Here is a 17,001-nt window from a genome sequence, read left to right as displayed (position 1 = left end):
TGCGAGCCAGCCTCCCTTTAGAAGGTCTCTACCCCCGCAATTGAGGTTCTGCGATGTGTGACGCGCGTGTCCATTGAATTGCTCCCTCAGGGATAAGAGCGCAGAGCGGGACGAATGGTTCCCATATCCGTGTATGGCCGGATACACGCGCTGAGCGGCAGCGGCGCCGATTTCGCTCGGCCAGATGGAATGGGTCATCGCCGGCGCTCTGCTTGGACCGGGATTTGGCTATCTGCTGAAGTGGAGAAAAAACCGGCGTCCCGGGCCGGCAACTTTTCAAACGGTCATCCGTTTATGCATCCATGACCGATGCTGACGCAAAACCCAAACCAGTCGATGGCACCGGCCACAACGGTGCAGAGAATGTTCATGCCAACGACGCACCCGATGATCCCCTTCCGCCGGAGGAATTGGAGCCCGCTGCGGGTTTGACGCCGCAGCAGGCCGAAGAGGCTCGCAAGCGATATCTTCTGAAGCGCTTCCTGATCAGCGCGCGGGGTTTCTGGAGCCGCCGTGGGGACGGGCTTGCCTGGCCGTTCTCCATCGGGCTTCTCGCTATGATCGGCGTCAATGTCGGTTTCCAATATGGCATCAACGTCTGGAATCGCGGGATTTTCGATGCGATTGAAAAACGGGATGCATCGACGGTCTACTTTCTCGCTTCCATATTCCCGCCGCTGGTTCTCGGAAGCGTTTTTATTGTGACCTCGCAGGTTTACGTCAGAATGCGCATTCAGCGCCGCTGGCGGTCGTGGCTGACCAAAGTGCTGGTCTCCCGATGGATCGCAAATGGCCGCTATTACCAGCTCAACCTGATCGACGGCGACCATCAGAATCCGGAGGCGAGGCTGTCGGAAGATATGCGGATCGCTACCGAAGCGCCCGTGGATTTCGTGGCGGGCGTCATTGCCGCCTTCGTATCGGCGTCCACCTTTATCGTCGTTCTGTGGACGATTGGCGGCGCGCTGACGCTGCCGATCGGCGGCTTATCGGTCACGATACCCGGTTTTCTGGTGATCGCGGCGGTGATTTATGCGCTCATCACATCCAGTTCCATTGCGTTGATCGGCCGGAACTTCGTCCGGGTCTCCGAGGTCAAGAACCAGCTGGAGGCGGAATTCCGTTACACGCTCACCCGTGTCCGGGAAAACGGGGAAAGCATCGCCCTGCTGGGCGGCGAAGAGGAAGAGCGAAGCGACCTCGACAGGAGGTTCCGCAATGTCCGACACCAATGGAAGCAGATGGCGCAGCAATATATGCGCACCACGGTCGTGTCGCATGGATCGATGTTGATTGCGCCCGTTGTTCCGCTTCTTCTCTGCGCGCCGAAATTTCTCGATGGAAGCATGTCTCTCGGCCAGGTCATGCAGGCGGCATCCGCTTTCACCATCGTTCAATCCGCCTTCGGCTGGCTGGTCGACAACTATCCCCGGCTGGCGGACTGGAATGCCTGTGCACGCCGCGTTGCCTCCCTGATGATGTCGCTTGACGGGCTGGAGCGGGCCGAACAGAGCGATAAGCTCGGCCGGATCGTACGCGGCGAAACGGAAGGCGAAACGATGCTCAGCCTCAAGGATGTTTCGGTGTCGCTCGGCGACGGCACGGCCGTTGTCAAGGAGACCGATGTGGAAATCGGGCGGGGAGAAAGGGTGCTCGTCGCAGGCGAATCCGGATCCGGTAAAAGCACGCTTGTGCGGGCAATCGCGGGCCTTTGGCCGTGGGGCGGAGGCAGCGTCAGTTTTCGGGCCGGCAGCCGGCTTTTCATGTTGCCGCAGCGGCCATATGTGCCCTCCGGCACCCTTCGCCGGGCGGTCTGCTATCCGCAGGCGGCCGAGAGCTGGACGTTCGAAGAGATAGGAGAAGCTCTCGACAAGGTTGGTCTCGGCCATCTCAAAGACAAGGTGGAAGAGGAGGCGCCGTGGGACCAGACGCTGTCGGGCGGTGAAAAACAGCGGCTGACCTTTGCCCGCCTGCTGCTGAACAACCCGGATATCATCGTCATGGACGAGGCGACCGCGGCTCTCGACGAAAAAAGCCAGGACAGGATGATGCAGACGGTGATCGATGAGTTGCCCGACGCCACGATCATCAGCGTGGCGCATCGTGCCGAACTGGAGGCCTTCCATAGCCGGAAAATAACCTTGGAACGCCGGGAAGGCGGCGCAAAGCTGGTCAGCGATATCCACCTCATTTCCCGCAAGGCCAGATCCCGCTCCCTGCTTCGGCGCATGGTCAAACGCAGCTAAGTCGCTGCGGCTGTCGCGAGTGCTAACGCGAACGAATATCGCCCTTTCCGGTGTTCCCGCCCTGTGCGGCGTCACCCGTAAGAACGATGGACGGCAATTCGGCGAAGTCATAAAATGGCTGGCAGAGGAGGCAACGATATACTCTTGGGAGGAAACCAATGCCTATCTTCATGGACCGGCACGAGCTTGCCGGCGTTTCCGCTGCCGATATCGCCGCGGCACATCTTAAAGATATCAACATTCAGGATCGGTACGGCGTCAGGTTTTTGACCTACTGGTTCGATGAAAGGCGCGGCACGGCGTTTTGCCTTATGGACGCGCCGGACGCTGAAACCGCGCAGTGCGTGCATCGCGAAGCGCACGGCTTCGTCGCCAGCGAGGTGGTGGAAGTCGCGCTGTCGGCGGTGGAAGCGTTTCTCGGGCGAATACAGGATCCGGTAGCACCCGGGGCCGTCTCGAAAAATATGGACCCCGGCCACCGCGCGATCCTTTTCACGGACATTGTCGGTTCAACCGAAATGACGGCCCGCCTCGGCGATCGCATGGCGGCGGAACTTATCCGGGCGCACGACGCCCTCGTGCGGGGTTGTCTGGGGCGGCGCTCGGGACGAGAGGTCAAGCACACCGGCGATGGCATAATGGCCGTGTTCTCCTCCACGCCATTTGCGGTGGATTGCGCCATCGATATCCAGCGCGAGTTCCATCGTTACAACAGCGACAGGGGCGAGCCCATTCACATCCGTATCGGTCTGGATTGCGGGGAGCCTATCGAAGACAGCAATGATTTCTTCGGCACGACCGTGCAATTGGCGGCAAGGCTTTGCGCCGCCGCCGAGAGCGACCAGATCCTGATCTCGGACAAGACCTTCCAGGAATATGGCGGCGCCGATGTCCTCGTCCACGGCGATCGTTACAGGCTGAAGGGCTTTGCCGAGCCGGTGCTGGCCTATAGTTGCGAGTGGCTGCACTAGCTAAAGCCTGTGCAGCCACTGGAGGGGCGGAAATCGCCGGATTTATTCGGCCGTCGCCTGAATATCGACCTTGTCGAGAAGCCCCATCGGATTGTCGGAAGCGGCAACCAGATCGAAAATGCCGAGACCGTTCGCGCCGGTGGATTTGACCGTTACCGTCAGGGTACCGGGTTTGCTGATGAACTGGACGAGCGCTTGCACGGCGTTTTGGAGCTTGGGCTGTTCAGCTGCCACCTGCGGCAGCATCATGCTCGCCACCAGAGTGAGAGTGGCGCGTACCTGATCTTCCGTCATGTCGTTCTGCAGGGCATAAAGCTTGATCGCCTTGGCCATCAAACCTTCGTCCTTGATCGTGAGCTTCACTTCGCGGCCGGCAAGCCCGAAGAGTGCCGCCTGCGCGCGATTGACGTCGAAGGAGAAGAACTCTTCCGTAAAGCCGCTTACCAGACCGGCAAAATTGACGCTGCCGAAATCCTTGCTGCTGAGCGAGATATCGCGGATCACCAGATTGCTGTTCGGTTCGTCCCAGCCGGCGGCGAGACCATAAGAGAAGGCCAGCGTTTCGAGACCGAGTTTACGGGCTTCGACGAAAACTTCCTCCGTCGAATCCGCCGGGATCGGAAGCGTGAGCTCGTCCTGCCTGATCTCGATATCGGTCGGAATGCCGTTGAAGGGCTTGGTCAACCCCATCTCGAAATTCTTGAGTGAGAATTTGATACGTTCCGGCGTTCCGGCCGCTTCTTCTTCCGTCTCCTCCTCCGTCTTTTCCGGTGCGGCCATATCGACGTTGATGCCGCCGAGGCGCACCCTGCCGAGTTCCGGTATCAGGCGATTGAACTGGAAGGTCTCCATCTGCGTCTCGTCGAGCGCGATGATCTCGGAAATTCCCTTGATCGTCGAACTCCAGTCGAAGCCCTTGAGGCTCGCTTCCGCGACTTCAATCTTGCCGTCGCCATCGCCGATCGACATGCCATTCAAGCCAAAGTCGAGCTTGCGGCTGTCCATCTGCATGTCGATGCGGTCGATGGTGGCCTTGACCCTTTTGCCGGCCGCGCCTTCCTTTTCATCCGGCGCGTCGGCCTTGAGGCCGATGAACTGCATGTTGCTCTTGCCGAACATGTCGAGAATGGACACGACCTTCGCGAAAAGCGCCTGGCGCGCCTCCGGTGAAAGCTCGTCAGGATCTTGGGTGGTCGTCAGCGTTTTGAGGGTTTCCAGCAGCGGTTCGGACGGCATGCGGGCGGTAAAGCCATCGCTGCGGATTTCATCGTAGCTGAAATGACCGTCTCCTTCAGAGAAGGAAACTGCCTTAATGGAGAGCGGCCCGTAGAGCGGCTTCGCTTCCTTGTCGTCCGGGCCCGCCTTTTCCGTATAGAGCCGGGCGAGATAAGCGACGTCGATGTCCTGGCCGGCGATCGCGCCGGTCGACACGACCATATGCTTGTCCTTCATCGCACCTTCGCTGTCGGGAAGCTGCATCTTGATGTCGTAGCTGCCATTATCGATAGAGTATCGGGCAATACGGCCGCCGGCGATCTCAGAGAGAGCGAGGTTCCTGTAAACGGTCTTCTGCTCGGTGGTCGCGACGGACTGGGTAAACGTCACCTCCGGCGTGGAGATGCTTGTCGCCGCGAAGCGCTCGATGCGCCGGGGCAGGGAGCCGCCGTTTCCTTCCGCCTGTGCCGGCTTTTGGAACGCGACATTCTCGACGCGGGCCTGTGCCATTGAAATCTTTCCGGTCGGCACATCGATGTCGATGGTGTTCATGTCCAGCGCGCCGTCCAGAAACGGAAGTTTCGGGCGTCCGTCGATAGCCGCGATCTTGATATTCCTGCCCTCTTCAAGCGGCAGCGTCAGATCGCGAACATGAATTTTCCCGAGAAAATCAACCTCGATGGAAGTGGCAGTCGCACCGCTGCGGGCAACCAGCTCCTTCACCTTTGCTTCGTAGAAGGTCTTGCCGCCGATGACGCCTGCGGCAGCAACGGCAATAATCGCAACTGCCGCCCAAAGCGCCCTGCGCCGACCCTTACCGGTCTGGATGTTTTCCTGTTCCACGAAGTTGGTCCTCTCTAACGAACTGATATTAGACGCCTTTTAAGCACGCAAAAGTTGCTTAGCAAGCGGTCATTGCTGTCTGAATTCTGGCGTGAAAAGTCTCGACGCGGATGAGGTGTTTCCGCACCCGTTCTCCATCGGGTTGAAGCTATCTCCAGAACATCAGCGCCATACCGGCCACGACAAGTGCGGCGCCGGCCCATGCGCCGGGCGCCGGCACTTCCCGCGTTCTCAGCCACAGCAATGGCAGGATAATCACGGGCGTCGTTGCCGACAGTGTCGAGACGATGCCGACCTTGCCGCCGGAAAGGGCAAAAAGAAGCAGCGTCATGCCGAAAGCCAGGGCGATGATGCCCGTGAACGCCGTCTGGAGGAACAGGCTTCGGGTCATCGGGCCTCTGGGCCTGACAGCCTCGATAGGCAGCATGGTCAGTGCGGTCAGGCAAAGGGCGGCCACCCCGACACGCAGCATGGAAGCGGCAAGAGGATCGATCCCGGTCGCCATCACGGGCCTCGCAATGAGCGAGCCGACCGCCTGGCTGAGCGCCGCCAGAAGGCCGAAGAGCACGCCGAGCCAGAGAGGCCCCTTCACGCTCTCCCATTCATGCAGCTGCGCCTTGCGCTTGCCGAAGAGGATTGCCAGCAGCACGCCGCTGAGTGTCAGACCTATGCCGGCAATGGCGCTTGCGGGAAGCTGCTCGCCAAGCACCGCCCATGCCAGCAGCGCGGCGATCGGGGCATTCAGCGCAAACAGGATTCCCGAACGGCGCGGCCCCAGCCGGTTGAGGCAGGTAAAGAGAAGCGTGTCGCCAACAAAAATGCCGATGAAGCCGGAAAGGATAAGCGACGACAATGCCTCGGGCTGAAGCTCTCGCCAGGAGCCTGACGCGAGCACATAGACCCCCAGCAAAGCGGCGACAAAAAGCTGCCGCGTCCTGTTGAAGGCCAGCGCTCCAAGCCGCCCCGCCGGGCCCGCGGCAAGAAGCCCGGTTATCGCCCAGCACGTCGCGGCGCCCACGGCAGCCAGTTCATAGATCGGCATGTTTTCCCCGTCGATTCGCAGCCTGCTTTCGGCTGCGGACACTATCCCTGTCTGCACCCATCGCAGATTCCGGGTTTGCCCGCCATACCCTAAGCATCGCCATCAACGGCATGCACCAGCACATGGCCCGCCGCCCGCGGCGGGCCAGCCGCCGCGTCCGTTCGCAACAAATGCGCCGCACCCGCACAGCTCCCCAGTCTCGATGTCAGCGTGCGCCGGCATCGAGACTGCGAACGGACGGGTCATTCACCGTGCGTCACGCGCCATTGATGATATTGCAGATGCCCTCGCGGATGACGTTCTTGTCCGCGATCTGCCCTGCCTGAATGTTGAAGACAGCATCAATTCGCACCGCGGCGCCCTTCTGCCGGGCCACGACCCGCAGCGTCTGAATTCTGCCGCTGCCGCTGGTTTCCTGATGCGCATCGATGGAAGACAACGCCTTGTTGATCTGGATGCCTGCAAAACCTTCCGCCGCCACGGCCTGAGCGAGTTTTTGCAGCACGGCGGGCGCTTTCGCCTTCGGCAGCTCCTGCCAGGACTTGTAAGAGACAGCCGTCACCATCGGTACGCCTGAGACAGTGAAGTTCTTCTCGCAGGATGCGGCGAGGACGGGGCTTGAGAAGGCGATCAGGCCAAGAGCTGCTATGACATATTTCATTTCGAATAATCCAATCGTTGGTAAAGGCTGAAAGCTGCCGGCCGCATCAGAATGTCGACCGTTTTCCTCTGTAAGTGGACGGAGGCGGAAGAGCCTCATGGGCTTGCGCCAGCGTTTCCAGCCATGTCGCCAGGCCAGCGGGAACCTCCTCGTTGCCCGCTTCCAGCGCCTCGATCCATGAAAGTTCGCATTGCAGCGCGGACGCAATATTGATCGGCGTCCAGCGGATCACCCGCAGGCATTGATTAAAGCGTTCTGGTGACATGATGATTTGATTTTTTCCCCGTCTTTTCCCGGCGAAGCTCACTCAGGCGGCAGCGAGAGTCAATCTTTTTCTGCAACTTTTGATGGCCCTTTTCCGGCCCGGCAGTTGCATCCGCCGCCCGTTGCCGAACGCCAGGCGCATGAAGGGGAAAGGCCCGGTTACCCAAACGAGACGGCCGGACGACGCATCGGCATTTCATCTCCGGGGCCATTCCTCCCGATAAAACTTAGTTAATCTGCTAAGTTTTTCCTTGCCCCATCGCGATGAAACATGATAGTTAGCAATATGACTAAGCATCATCAGGAACTTTCACTGATCTTCCAGGCTCTGGCCGATCCGACGCGGCGGGCGATTCTGGCGCGCCTCGGCGGCGGGCCGGCGCCGGTCATGGAACTGTCCGCGCCCACGGGGCTGCGTCTGCCCACGGTCATGCGACATCTTTCCGTGCTGGAGGAGGCAGGGTTGATCGTCACGTCCAAGGATGGTCGGGTGCGCACCTGCGCCATCGTGCCTCAAGCGCTGGAGCCGGTAAGCACATGGCTCGATGAGCAGCGGGCCGTGTGGGAGAGCCGGCTTGACCGGCTGGAGGCATTTGCAATGCAAGCCATGAAGGAGGAATCCGAATGACAACGAAACCGGATCACGAAAGCGCACACACTGAACCGCATCAGCGGCAAGATCGTTTTGCAACGCTCAGCTTCGAACGGGAAATTGCCGTTCCGCTATCGGCGCTCTGGCAGGTCTGGCTGTCACCCGCCGCCCGGGCGGTGTGGGCCTCTCCCTCGCCCTCGGTCACCGTGGAGTTCCTGGAGGCGGACAGCAGGCTGGGCGGTCGCGAAGTGTCGCTCTGCAAGGTCGCCGGCCAGCCGGATATTCGCTGTGAATGCGGCTGGCTGGAGCTGCAGCCAACCCGCCGCAGCGTGAATTATGAGGTGGTCTCATCCGGCGGCGTAACGCAGTCGGCAGCGCTGGTAACTGCCGATTTTCAGGATGTAGAAGAGCGTAGCCGCTTGACCGTAACGGTGCAACTTTCCTCCCTGGCCGAGGATATGCGCAATGGCTATCAACAAGGTTTCAGCGCCGGTCTCAACAATCTGGCCAGCGTGGCCGGGCGAACCATGGTGCTGGAGCGAACGATAAAGGTGCCGCGAAACATTGTCTGGAAAGCCTGGATGAATGAAAAGACGCTGCCGCAATGGTGGGGCCCGGAAGGCTTTTCCTGCCGCACGAAGAGGATTGACCTGCGGACCGGCGGCGAATGGGTCTTTGACATGATCGGCCCTGACGGCACAGTTTTCCCGAACCATCATCGTTATGTCGAGGTGCGCCCCGAAGAGAGGCTCGCCTATACGCTGCTATGGGGCGAAAACGGGCCGAAACATGCCGATGCCTGGGCCTCCTTTGAAGATCAGAATGGCGCGACGAAAGTTGTGCTGGGCATGGTGTTCAGCACGGAAGCCGAGTTCCAGCAAGCGAAGGGTTTCGGCGCCGTGGAGCTGGGTCAGCAAACGCTGGGCAAACTGGAACGCTTCGCCAAGGCGCTATAGATGCACCGGACCGCCAGCTCCATGTGCAGAGGTCTCGATACTGGCTCCTGTCCAGACCGGCATTACTCTTCAAAGTCGCTCTGTGCGTGCGAGATCGTCTTGCAGGTCCCGCCATCCTTCTCGCCAACCATGCGCTTGTCACGAATGACTGAACCCTTGGCGATATCGATCTCCCATGCCACCGAGCCTTCATTCAGGCTCGCTTTACCACCGGCAAAGGTGCCTTTCTCCATTCTCTGGCTTCCAGAAGCCGGGACATAAACTCCAAATGTCCCGACGGCTTCGTCGAGAGCGAAATTGAACACCTGAGGGGTTCCTTTCGAACTTGCGAATTCGCAGCTGAGGTATGTCGGCGCGGCGAAGGCGGCAGAGCTTGAAAAAGCAGGGTGGCAGCGGCCAATCCTCTTCCTATGATCACCTTCAATTCCCCATCTTCTTTCGTTTTGTTCACTTGATTGGAAATATTTCTTTCATCGAAAAATTAAATAATACAATGATTTGATCAATTTTAGCGGGAAACATCAACAATAAAAGTGCTGCGCGCCTTAACGATTGCTTCATGCGTGAAAACGCGCAAATCTAACAACCGAACCAGACGCAGATGGACATTTGTCCGTGGTCGCATGAAGTCGGAGAAGTAATATGTCTGAAACTTTGAAGGTGCTTGCTCAAGTTGCCGGTATTGGAGGTGTTGCTATTGGAGCCGCAATTTTAGTATTCCGCGACATTATTCGTAAGAATATTTTTCCGCGACTGAGCAAAGAAGATGCTTACCGCGTTATCCGGCTTATTAGCGTTTTGGTGTGGTCAATCGCAATTGCGGGGATCATCGCATGGGTTCTATCTAACGATAACTCGATTACGAACGGAGATAAATCACCGATCATAGATCGCACGGAAGGGTCCGTTCACTTGCAGATCCAATAAGCCGATTCGGCAATTTCTGGTCTTGCAGAAAATCATACGGGTCCAGTAGTTTATAAGAATCTTGAACTTGTTCGAACTCCCTATAGTAGAAGGGCTTGTTGGCAAAAACCCGTTGTGCATCGAATGCTCCAATGTTTTGAAACTTCTTCACGTTTTGTCCTTCAGCAACATCAACTGCACCAAGGTTTCCATATATCTGGCCGGTAGCATTATCTCCAAGTAAGCTTTGTCTCTCAATGATCATTGTTATCCCGGTATCCGGCGACATAGTGATCGATGCGACAGTTCCGTCCGTAGTGGCCCGGATTTTTGAGTTTTCGGGAAGCTGTAGTTCTAAGCCTTCTGAAGGGCTTTGCTCCTTAAACGTTGAAACCACTTTACCATAAGCAGGCCAAACCTTCTTTGGTCCACAAGAGTAATAAAGGTCCCAAGCCTTCATAAGAGCGATCACATCGACTTTTGTTTGACTGCGCACCTTTGTGTATCGATCAATCCAGTCGTTGAACGCATTTCCCGTGAGTTTGTCCTTCCGATACGTCAGCTCAACCATTAGCTGTCTTCGCTCTTCCAATCGTTTCATCAGCGCTTCGCCCGTTTTAGTCTCTTTCTTCTGTATTTTTGTGCGATAGATAAGAATTGCTTGCTTTGAAGCACTTATCACCTCGTTGATGTATTGGAGATCTTCGATCAACAGCTGCCACTGTTCATCAGTTTGGTTCTTTTCATATTGATCAACCCTGAGATCAAGGATCGAAATCTGGGTTTGGCTGAGGAGTTCAAAAACGCGTTTAATTTGTTTTATCGAGAACTCCAGATTGGACTGAAATTCCTCCACATAGTTCGCGCACCTGATGACTACCCGCACGTCGCCCTTCGTGCCGTTGACGATGGGCGAGCACATCCCCGTCGTTTCGTCGGAAACAGCCGGAAACGGTCTGACGCTTATGAGCAGAACTAGAACAATAGCAATAGAACGCTTCATTGTTTGCCTTAATTGCGGAATGCCGAAGCAAAACACTTAAGAGCTGCATTTTCTATTAAATGCATCTTGAAGGCAAGATCACTAGAAGGGCTATGATAGTAGGTCCTTTTAATGCGCGGTGGATTAATTCCTGCATAAGTTGCAACCAACGCTGACTTGTGCTTACCGTTCATTTGAATGGAGTCGCACCATGCCAATAAAGCTTGAAGACCTTGCCAAGGAAATAAACCCGAAGAACACGGTTCTATTGTTCGGCTCGGGATCATCAATTCCTTCGGGTGCGCCGTCTGTAACCGCGCTCATCGAAAAATATTCGAAAGCGTTCAGCGTCGATGCTAACGGTTATACGCTTAGCGAAATGGCCAGCATATGCGAATCCAAAAAGAGCCGTCGCAAAGTTATCGATCTTCTACGTGAAGTTTGTGCCGGATTGAAGCCAACTGGCGGCCTCAAGAATCTGCCTCTCTATCCTTGGAAAAGCATATTCACTACAAACTACGACGATCTTATCGAGCAAGCGTATTCTAGCAAAGGGAAGAAGGCACGGGTCTACCACTCGAACTTCAGCTTCACGACGGGCGACGAATCCGAGGATGCTGTCCTCTTTAAAATACACGGTACCATTGAGTATGACATCTGCGATGGTCATACCTCGCGCATCATCCTCTCTGAAGCAGACTATGAACAGACCGAGACCTATAGAGAGTCGCTTTACGACCGCCTCAAAGGCGACCTAGCGGGCTCTGACCTTATAATCATCGGCCATTCGTTAGCCGACCCTGATATCAAAGCTATTGTGAACCGAGCTGCGGCAGTCAACGCGAAAATTCTGTCTCCAGGTCGCATCTGCTTGTTGATGTATTCGCCCGACGAGGACAGGGCGTCGCTGTTTGAAAATCGGGGCATTAAAGTCGCTTTCGGAGGAATCGACGAGTTTTTCGCCGCCTTAGCGCCCAAGATTCCTAAGGCCTCCACGATCCCGAATGATCTCCCAATTCTTGGGAGGTTTCCAGTATTGGAGCCAGTGACCATCGACGTCGCTCATGCGTGCGGACTTCCGGCCGACATCAGTGGCATGTTCAACGGAAAATCTGCTACTTATGCGGATATCGTGGCTGGAAATACCTTCAAGCGTAAAGTCGTCGATGAGGTCATCGGCTATTTGGCTGGAGAAGCCACGCTCTGTGTCACGGTCCTGGGAGCAAGTGGAGTCGGCAAGACGACCGCTATCCGGCAAACACTGAATCTACTACGAGGGAACGGATATGTCTGCTTCGAACATAGGGGTGATCACACCCTGAACGTCCTCAAGTGGCGCGATGTAGCCCAAGAGCTAAAAGATAAGCAGGAGATCGGCACACTTTTTGTGGACGATGCCCATCGACACTTACAGGAAGTAAACGACCTTATTGATCTCCTCGTCCAATTCGACAATCCACATCTCAAAGTCATCCTGTCATCTTCAAAGAACCACTGGTATCCCCGCATCAAAACTCCGAATATCTTCAAATATGGTAAGGTGTTCACCCTATCCAAGCTTGCGCTTGACGAGATCGAGTCCCTGCTGACGCTTCTTGATACAAACAAAGACGTGCGGGGATTGGTCGAGGATCAATTCGAGGGGTTTAATCGAGAAGAACGGCGTCGCAGGCTTTCAGTGCGCTGCGAGGCTGACATGTTTGTCTGCCTTAAGAACATCTTCGCGAATGACAATTTTGACGATATCATGCTCAAGGAGTATGCGGATCTTGCTCCGCAATTGCAGGATATCTACCGCTATGTGGCGGCGATGGAGACTGCTGGAATTCGGGTCCACCGTCAGTTGATTATCCGCCTTCTCGGTGTTGATGCCGCGAGCATTGCGCCAATGCTCTCTAGTCTTACCGAGATCATAACGGAATATAATCTCGACGAGCGCAAAGGAATTTATGGCTGGCGCTGTCGTCACCCAGTAATCGCGAGTATTGTTACCAAGTACAAATTCTCAGATCTAGAAAAAACAATCTCCTTGTTCGAGGCCGTCATCAGCAATATTTCACCAACCTATGACGTGGAAATCCGGTCTTTGCGGGAACTTTGCAACGTTGAAACTGGTATCGCTCGCATTCCCGACAAGAACGTTCAGAACCGCCTTCTACGAATGATGATGTCAAACGCGCCAGGAGAGCGTGTTCCTAGACACCGTTTGATCCGAAATCTGATTGATCAGGGTCAATTTGAAAAGGCGGAGACAGAGATTCGGTTGTTCAACAAGGATTTCGGGAGTGATGGTCCCGTTCATCGTTACAGGATCAAACTCTTGGTCGAGCGAGCTGTTCGTGCGAAGGGCCTGTTGAACGAGGATCGGGTCGCTATCCTTGAGGATGCCTATTCGCTGGCTGTCCAAGGTGTTGATCGCTATCCAATCAACAAGAACATCTTGTCGGCTTTTGCTGATCTTGGGATCGAGTATTATCGAAAGACAGGGAGCTTAGTCTACTTCGATGAGGCAATAACCTACCTTACTGCAGCCGAGGAAAAGCTTGGTGATCCACAAATTAGTTCGATGATTTCACACTATCAGCGTCGAATTGCAGGTCAGGCTTTACCGGAGGCGGTGGGACAGGAAGCTGTTGCATCCGTCGATTAGAATAAGAAGCCACACACGTAGCTCTTGCCGATAGCCGTAGCCTCTAGCCGCTCTTGGTGATATGCGGATCAACGGCCGAGCGGTTTGATCCATGCCCGCAAGGGAGTTTTTCTCAAAGGCCATTATGACGAAGTGGTGTTCTATTCGGGCAAGTTTCTTGATGAAATTCTGGTCTCGATTGTTGATTTGTCTGTGACGAATAATTATTAGAGCTTATTTTTCAGTTTCCTAGCGCCGGTTGTTCTACAATTGAAACCTACTGTTTGTTGATTGCCACTGAGAACTGACCCGGCGTGGCCTGATATTTCCATTGAGAATTGACCCATGTTCCAACCTTCCCTCGCATGTTTTCAGCGAGGGCTATGGAGTGATCGACATGGCGTTATTGAGCGTGATCCGACGCTGGCATTTTCGAGAACATTTATCGATCCGGGAGATTAGCCGCAGGACTGGCCTATCCCGGAATACCATCCGCAAATACCTGCGCCTGGACGGCGTGGAGCCGAAGTTCAAGGTCCCGGAGCGGCCGAGCAAGCTTGATCCGTTTGCAGATCGGTTGTCGGCCTGGCTGAAGACCGAATCCAAGAAGAACCGCAAACAGAAGCGGACGATGAAGCAGTTACATGCCGATCTGATGAACCTTGGCTACGAGGGCTCCTACAATCGGGTGGCGGCATTTGCCCGGGAATGGCGTGATGACCGGCAGAGAGAATTGCAGACGACGGGCCGCGGGACATATGTGCCCCTGGCGTTCGATCCCGGCGAAGCTTTCCAGTTCGATTGGTCGGAGGACTGGGCGATCATCGGCAATGAGCGAACCAAGCTTCAGGTGGCACACACGAAGCTGAGCTACAGCCGCGCCTTCATCGTGCGGGCCTATCTCCTGCAGACGCACGAGATGCTGTTCGATGCCCATAATCATGCATTCCGCGTGTTCGGAGGCATCCCCGGCCGTGGCATCTACGACAACATGCGCACCGCGATCGACAAGGTCGGCCGCGGCAAAGAGCGTGATGTCAACGTCCGTTTCCAGGCGATGGCCAGCCACTACCTGTTCGAACCCGAGTTCTGCAATCCGGCTTCGGGCTGGGAGAAGGGACAGGTCGAGAAGAACGTGCAGGACGCGCGTCATCGTCTATGGCAGCCCACGCCGCGCTTTCCATCGCTGGATGCTCTGAACGACTGGCTCGAGCAACGCTGCAAGGAGTTCTGGGCACAGACCCCGCACGGGCAAATGCGTGGCACCATCGCCGACATCTGGGCGGAGGAAGCACCCGCGCTCATGCCCATTACCCGGCCGTTCGATGGGTTCGTTGAATACACCAAGCGCGTCTCGCCGACTTGCCTCGTGCATCTGGAGCGCAATCGCTACAGCGTCCCGGCATCCTTCGCCAACCGGCCGGTGAGCCTGCGGGTCTACCCGGAACGGGTCGTGGTCGCTGCAGAAGGGCAGATCGTTTGCGAGCATCGTCGTATCATCGATCGATCGCATGATCGGCCGGGACAGACAATTTACGACTGGCGGCACTATCTGGCGGTGGTGCAGCGCAAGCCAGGTGCGCTTCGCAATGGCGCACCATTCGCCGAACTCCCCGAGGTATTCCGTTCCTTACAGCAATACCTGCTGAAGAAGCCGGGCGGCGATCGGGAGATGGTCGATATCCTGGCGCTTGTCCTTCAACACGATGAACAGGCCGTCCTGTCGGCCGTCGACATGGCGCTGAAGTCCGGCGTTCCGACCAAGACGCATGTCCTGAACCTGCTGCATCGACTTGTTGACGGCAAATCCTTCACGCCGCCGACCATCGATGCGCCGCAAGCCCTGACGCTCGTCAACGAGCCCAAGGCCAATGTCGAACGATACGATGCCCTGAGGAAGACGGAGGCCCGCCATGCGTCATAATCCAGCAAGCGGCGCGATTGTCATCATGCTGCGGCAATTGAAGATGCACGGCATGGCACAAGCCGTCGGCGAACTGACGGAGCAAGGATCGCCGGCGTTCGAGGCTGCCGTTCCTATCCTGTCGCAGCTCTTGAAAGCGGAAACAGCCGAACGGGAGGTGCGATCGACCGCCTATCAGCTCAAGACCGCCCGCTTTCCTGCCTATCGTGATCTGAATGGCTTCGATTTTACCAGCAGCGAGATCAGCGAGGCGCTCGTGCGTCAGCTTCACCGCTGCGAGTTCCTCGACGACGCCAACAACATTGTCCTGGTCGGTGGCCCCGGCACGGGCAAAACGCATATCGCGACGGCAATCGGCGTTCAGGCCATTGAGCATCATCACAAACGGGTTCGGTTCTTCTCGACCGTCGAGCTGGTCAACGCACTGGAACAGGAGAAGGCGCAAGGACGGTCTGGGCAGATTGCCAACCGGCTCGTCCACTCCGACCTCGTCATCCTCGACGAGCTGGGATACCTGCCGTTCAGCGCTTCAGGTGGTGCACTGCTCTTCCATCTGCTGAGCAAGCTCTACGAGCGAACCAGCGTCATCATCACGACAAACCTCAGCTTCAGCGAATGGGCCAGCGTATTCGGTGATGCCAAGATGACCACTGCGCTGCTGGACCGGCTTACCCATCACTGCCACATCCTCGAAACCGGAAACGACAGCTTCCGCTTCAAGAACAGCTCAGCGCACGACACTAAAACGACAAAGGAGAAAACGAGGAACTTGACCACGACCACAGTCCCGAAACATACCTAACAGGCGGGTCAATTCTCGGTGGAAACGCCGGGTCAGTTCTCAGTGGCAATCAACACCTACTGTTCTCCGTATAAGCGGAACTTTTATTTCCTCATTTATCCTCACCGCGTTTGCTTGTCATATACTGTCCCTGTTCAGCGACAAACCGGGAGACCTCCTGTTTTGAAGTCGAACTAGCGCCGGTTGTGAGAGAGGACGTCACTCTCATATTTCGGGGCCTGACAGGGAAAGTCCTCTGGCAATGACCGGAGGAGAGGTGGAATCTGGTTTGTGGTGGGCCTCTCTATCTCTTCGAAATGCATTGGCTGAAGGCCAGGCTCTGACAGGCATAAATCACTGATGTGGGGCACTGATAAGTGTCTTTATTTCCCTAGGTGGCAGTTTTCAGTGCCCCGTTGCAATGCCCATCGAGCTGAAAGGCAGATGGGAAAGAGAGATGAAGCTCATAACACGGTCGCAACTGCGTCGCGTGATAGGAAAGGTGTGTTCAAATGGGTCTCTATGAAATGTACGTTCTTGCAGCTCGTGCAGATACAGCCCTGATGAGGCTAAGGGTGGCGAAGATTATGAATCGTCGACGCAAGAAGCAATATTTGTACAACCAGAAGAAGAATTCAGATTTGGAAGCCGAGATAACGAGGGGGGAGCCCCTTCGACCTGGGAGGATTCCGTAAACATATATTTATATAGATATATACGCAGAAACATATAAAATATATGCTGCATTGAATTGTATAGGAATGTTGAGGGCGGATGAAAATCCGTAGTCAGAATCTTGTTTTACGACCTGCAATTTGCGAATCGCCGGACGATGACGCGTAAATATATGATTTTTATATTGAAATTGCCGATATGGCTGGAGAATGATTATGCGCGGAAACTATATGAGTGAGATGGAATTGATTGGGGTGGAGATCAGATTCGAGTGGCGATCGATCATAATAACAATATCATGATATTGTTATTAT

At 55.8% G+C, this 17,001-nt stretch carries 14 protein-coding genes; 8 read left to right on the top strand and 6 right to left on the bottom strand.

Annotated elements, in window-relative coordinates:
• Positions 1 to 302: 302 nt before the first annotated feature.
• Together PH605_RS19090 and PH605_RS19085 are read left to right on the top strand one after the other, a co-directional pair.
• Positions 303 to 2,246 (top strand): ABC transporter ATP-binding protein/permease, encoded by a 1,944-nt coding sequence (locus PH605_RS19090; RefSeq protein WP_142845777.1) that lies wholly within the window; start codon positions 303 to 305, stop codon positions 2,244 to 2,246.
• Between the two features lie 158 nt (positions 2,247 to 2,404).
• Positions 2,405 to 3,217, top strand: a complete 813-nt coding sequence (locus PH605_RS19085) for a nickel-binding protein (protein WP_142845778.1) — start codon at positions 2,405 to 2,407, stop codon at positions 3,215 to 3,217.
• Positions 3,218 to 3,259: 42 nt separating this feature from the next.
• Here PH605_RS19085 and PH605_RS19080 read toward each other — a convergent pair whose 3' ends face one another.
• From PH605_RS19080 to PH605_RS19065, 4 genes are all read right to left on the bottom strand, one after another.
• Complete coding sequence (locus PH605_RS19080) at positions 3,260 to 5,275, bottom strand: hypothetical protein (protein ID WP_142845779.1); 2,016 nt, start codon at positions 5,273 to 5,275, stop codon at positions 3,260 to 3,262.
• Positions 5,276 to 5,423: 148 nt separating this feature from the next.
• Complete coding sequence (locus PH605_RS19075) at positions 5,424 to 6,317, bottom strand: DMT family transporter (RefSeq protein WP_078053930.1); 894 nt, start codon at positions 6,315 to 6,317, stop codon at positions 5,424 to 5,426.
• Between the two features lie 256 nt (positions 6,318 to 6,573).
• Positions 6,574 to 6,978 (bottom strand): hypothetical protein, encoded by a 405-nt coding sequence (locus tag PH605_RS19070; protein ID WP_078053844.1) that lies wholly within the window; start codon positions 6,976 to 6,978, stop codon positions 6,574 to 6,576.
• A 46-nt stretch (positions 6,979 to 7,024) separates the two neighbouring features.
• Entirely contained in the window at positions 7,025 to 7,243 is a 219-nt protein-coding gene (locus tag PH605_RS19065; protein WP_003505772.1) for a hypothetical protein, read from the bottom strand.
• 285 nt (positions 7,244 to 7,528) lie between these two features.
• Between PH605_RS19065 and PH605_RS19060 the strand changes: the two genes are divergently transcribed.
• On the top strand, positions 7,529 to 7,870 hold the full coding sequence (locus PH605_RS19060) for an ArsR/SmtB family transcription factor (RefSeq protein ID WP_161987955.1): 342 nt from the start codon (positions 7,529 to 7,531) through the stop codon (positions 7,868 to 7,870).
• Positions 7,867 to 8,790 carry an SRPBCC family protein gene (locus PH605_RS19055; RefSeq protein WP_142845781.1) on the top strand — a complete coding sequence of 308 codons (924 nt, stop codon included), beginning with the start codon at positions 7,867 to 7,869 and terminating at the stop codon, positions 8,788 to 8,790. Before PH605_RS19060 ends, PH605_RS19055 begins: the two co-directional genes overlap by 4 nt.
• A 62-nt stretch (positions 8,791 to 8,852) precedes the next feature.
• Here PH605_RS19055 and PH605_RS19050 read toward each other — a convergent pair whose 3' ends face one another.
• A complete protein-coding gene (locus tag PH605_RS19050) occupies positions 8,853 to 9,023 on the bottom strand; it encodes a hypothetical protein (protein WP_162856858.1) in 171 nt (56 codons plus the stop codon).
• Positions 9,024 to 9,432: 409 nt separating this feature from the next.
• Here PH605_RS19050 and PH605_RS19045 point away from each other — a divergent pair, with 409 nt between their 5' ends.
• Complete coding sequence (locus PH605_RS19045; protein ID WP_142845782.1) at positions 9,433 to 9,717, top strand: hypothetical protein; 285 nt, start codon at positions 9,433 to 9,435, stop codon at positions 9,715 to 9,717.
• Here PH605_RS19045 and PH605_RS19040 read toward each other — a convergent pair.
• A complete protein-coding gene (locus PH605_RS19040) occupies positions 9,674 to 10,699 on the bottom strand; it encodes a peptidoglycan DD-metalloendopeptidase family protein (protein WP_142845783.1) in 1,026 nt (341 codons plus the stop codon). The two genes, PH605_RS19045 and PH605_RS19040, sit on opposite strands and share 44 nt — an antisense overlap.
• Before the next feature lie 190 nt (positions 10,700 to 10,889).
• Between PH605_RS19040 and PH605_RS19035 the strand changes: the two genes are divergently transcribed.
• The 3 genes from PH605_RS19035 (at position 10,890) to istB (ending at position 16,033) form a co-directional block, all read left to right on the top strand.
• Positions 10,890 to 13,328: an SIR2 family protein gene (locus PH605_RS19035; protein ID WP_142845784.1), complete on the top strand. Its 2,439-nt coding sequence runs from the start codon at positions 10,890 to 10,892 to the stop codon at positions 13,326 to 13,328.
• 376 nt (positions 13,329 to 13,704) lie between these two features.
• The gene (istA, locus tag PH605_RS19030; protein WP_271040158.1) at positions 13,705 to 15,231 is read left to right on the top strand and encodes an IS21 family transposase; all 1,527 of its coding nucleotides are present in this window, start codon (positions 13,705 to 13,707) and stop codon (positions 15,229 to 15,231) included.
• Entirely contained in the window at positions 15,221 to 16,033 is an 813-nt protein-coding gene (gene istB / locus PH605_RS19025; RefSeq protein ID WP_142845786.1) for an IS21-like element helper ATPase IstB, read from the top strand. Before istA ends, istB begins: the two co-directional genes overlap by 11 nt.
• Positions 16,034 to 17,001 lie beyond the last annotated feature (968 nt).

Source organism: Agrobacterium sp. CFBP 3001 (genome assembly GCF_027871605.1).
GTDB lineage: Bacteria > Pseudomonadota > Alphaproteobacteria > Rhizobiales > Rhizobiaceae > Agrobacterium > Agrobacterium leguminum.
Note: the sequence above shows the minus strand (reverse complement) of the source record. Positions and strands in the feature narration are given on the sequence as shown.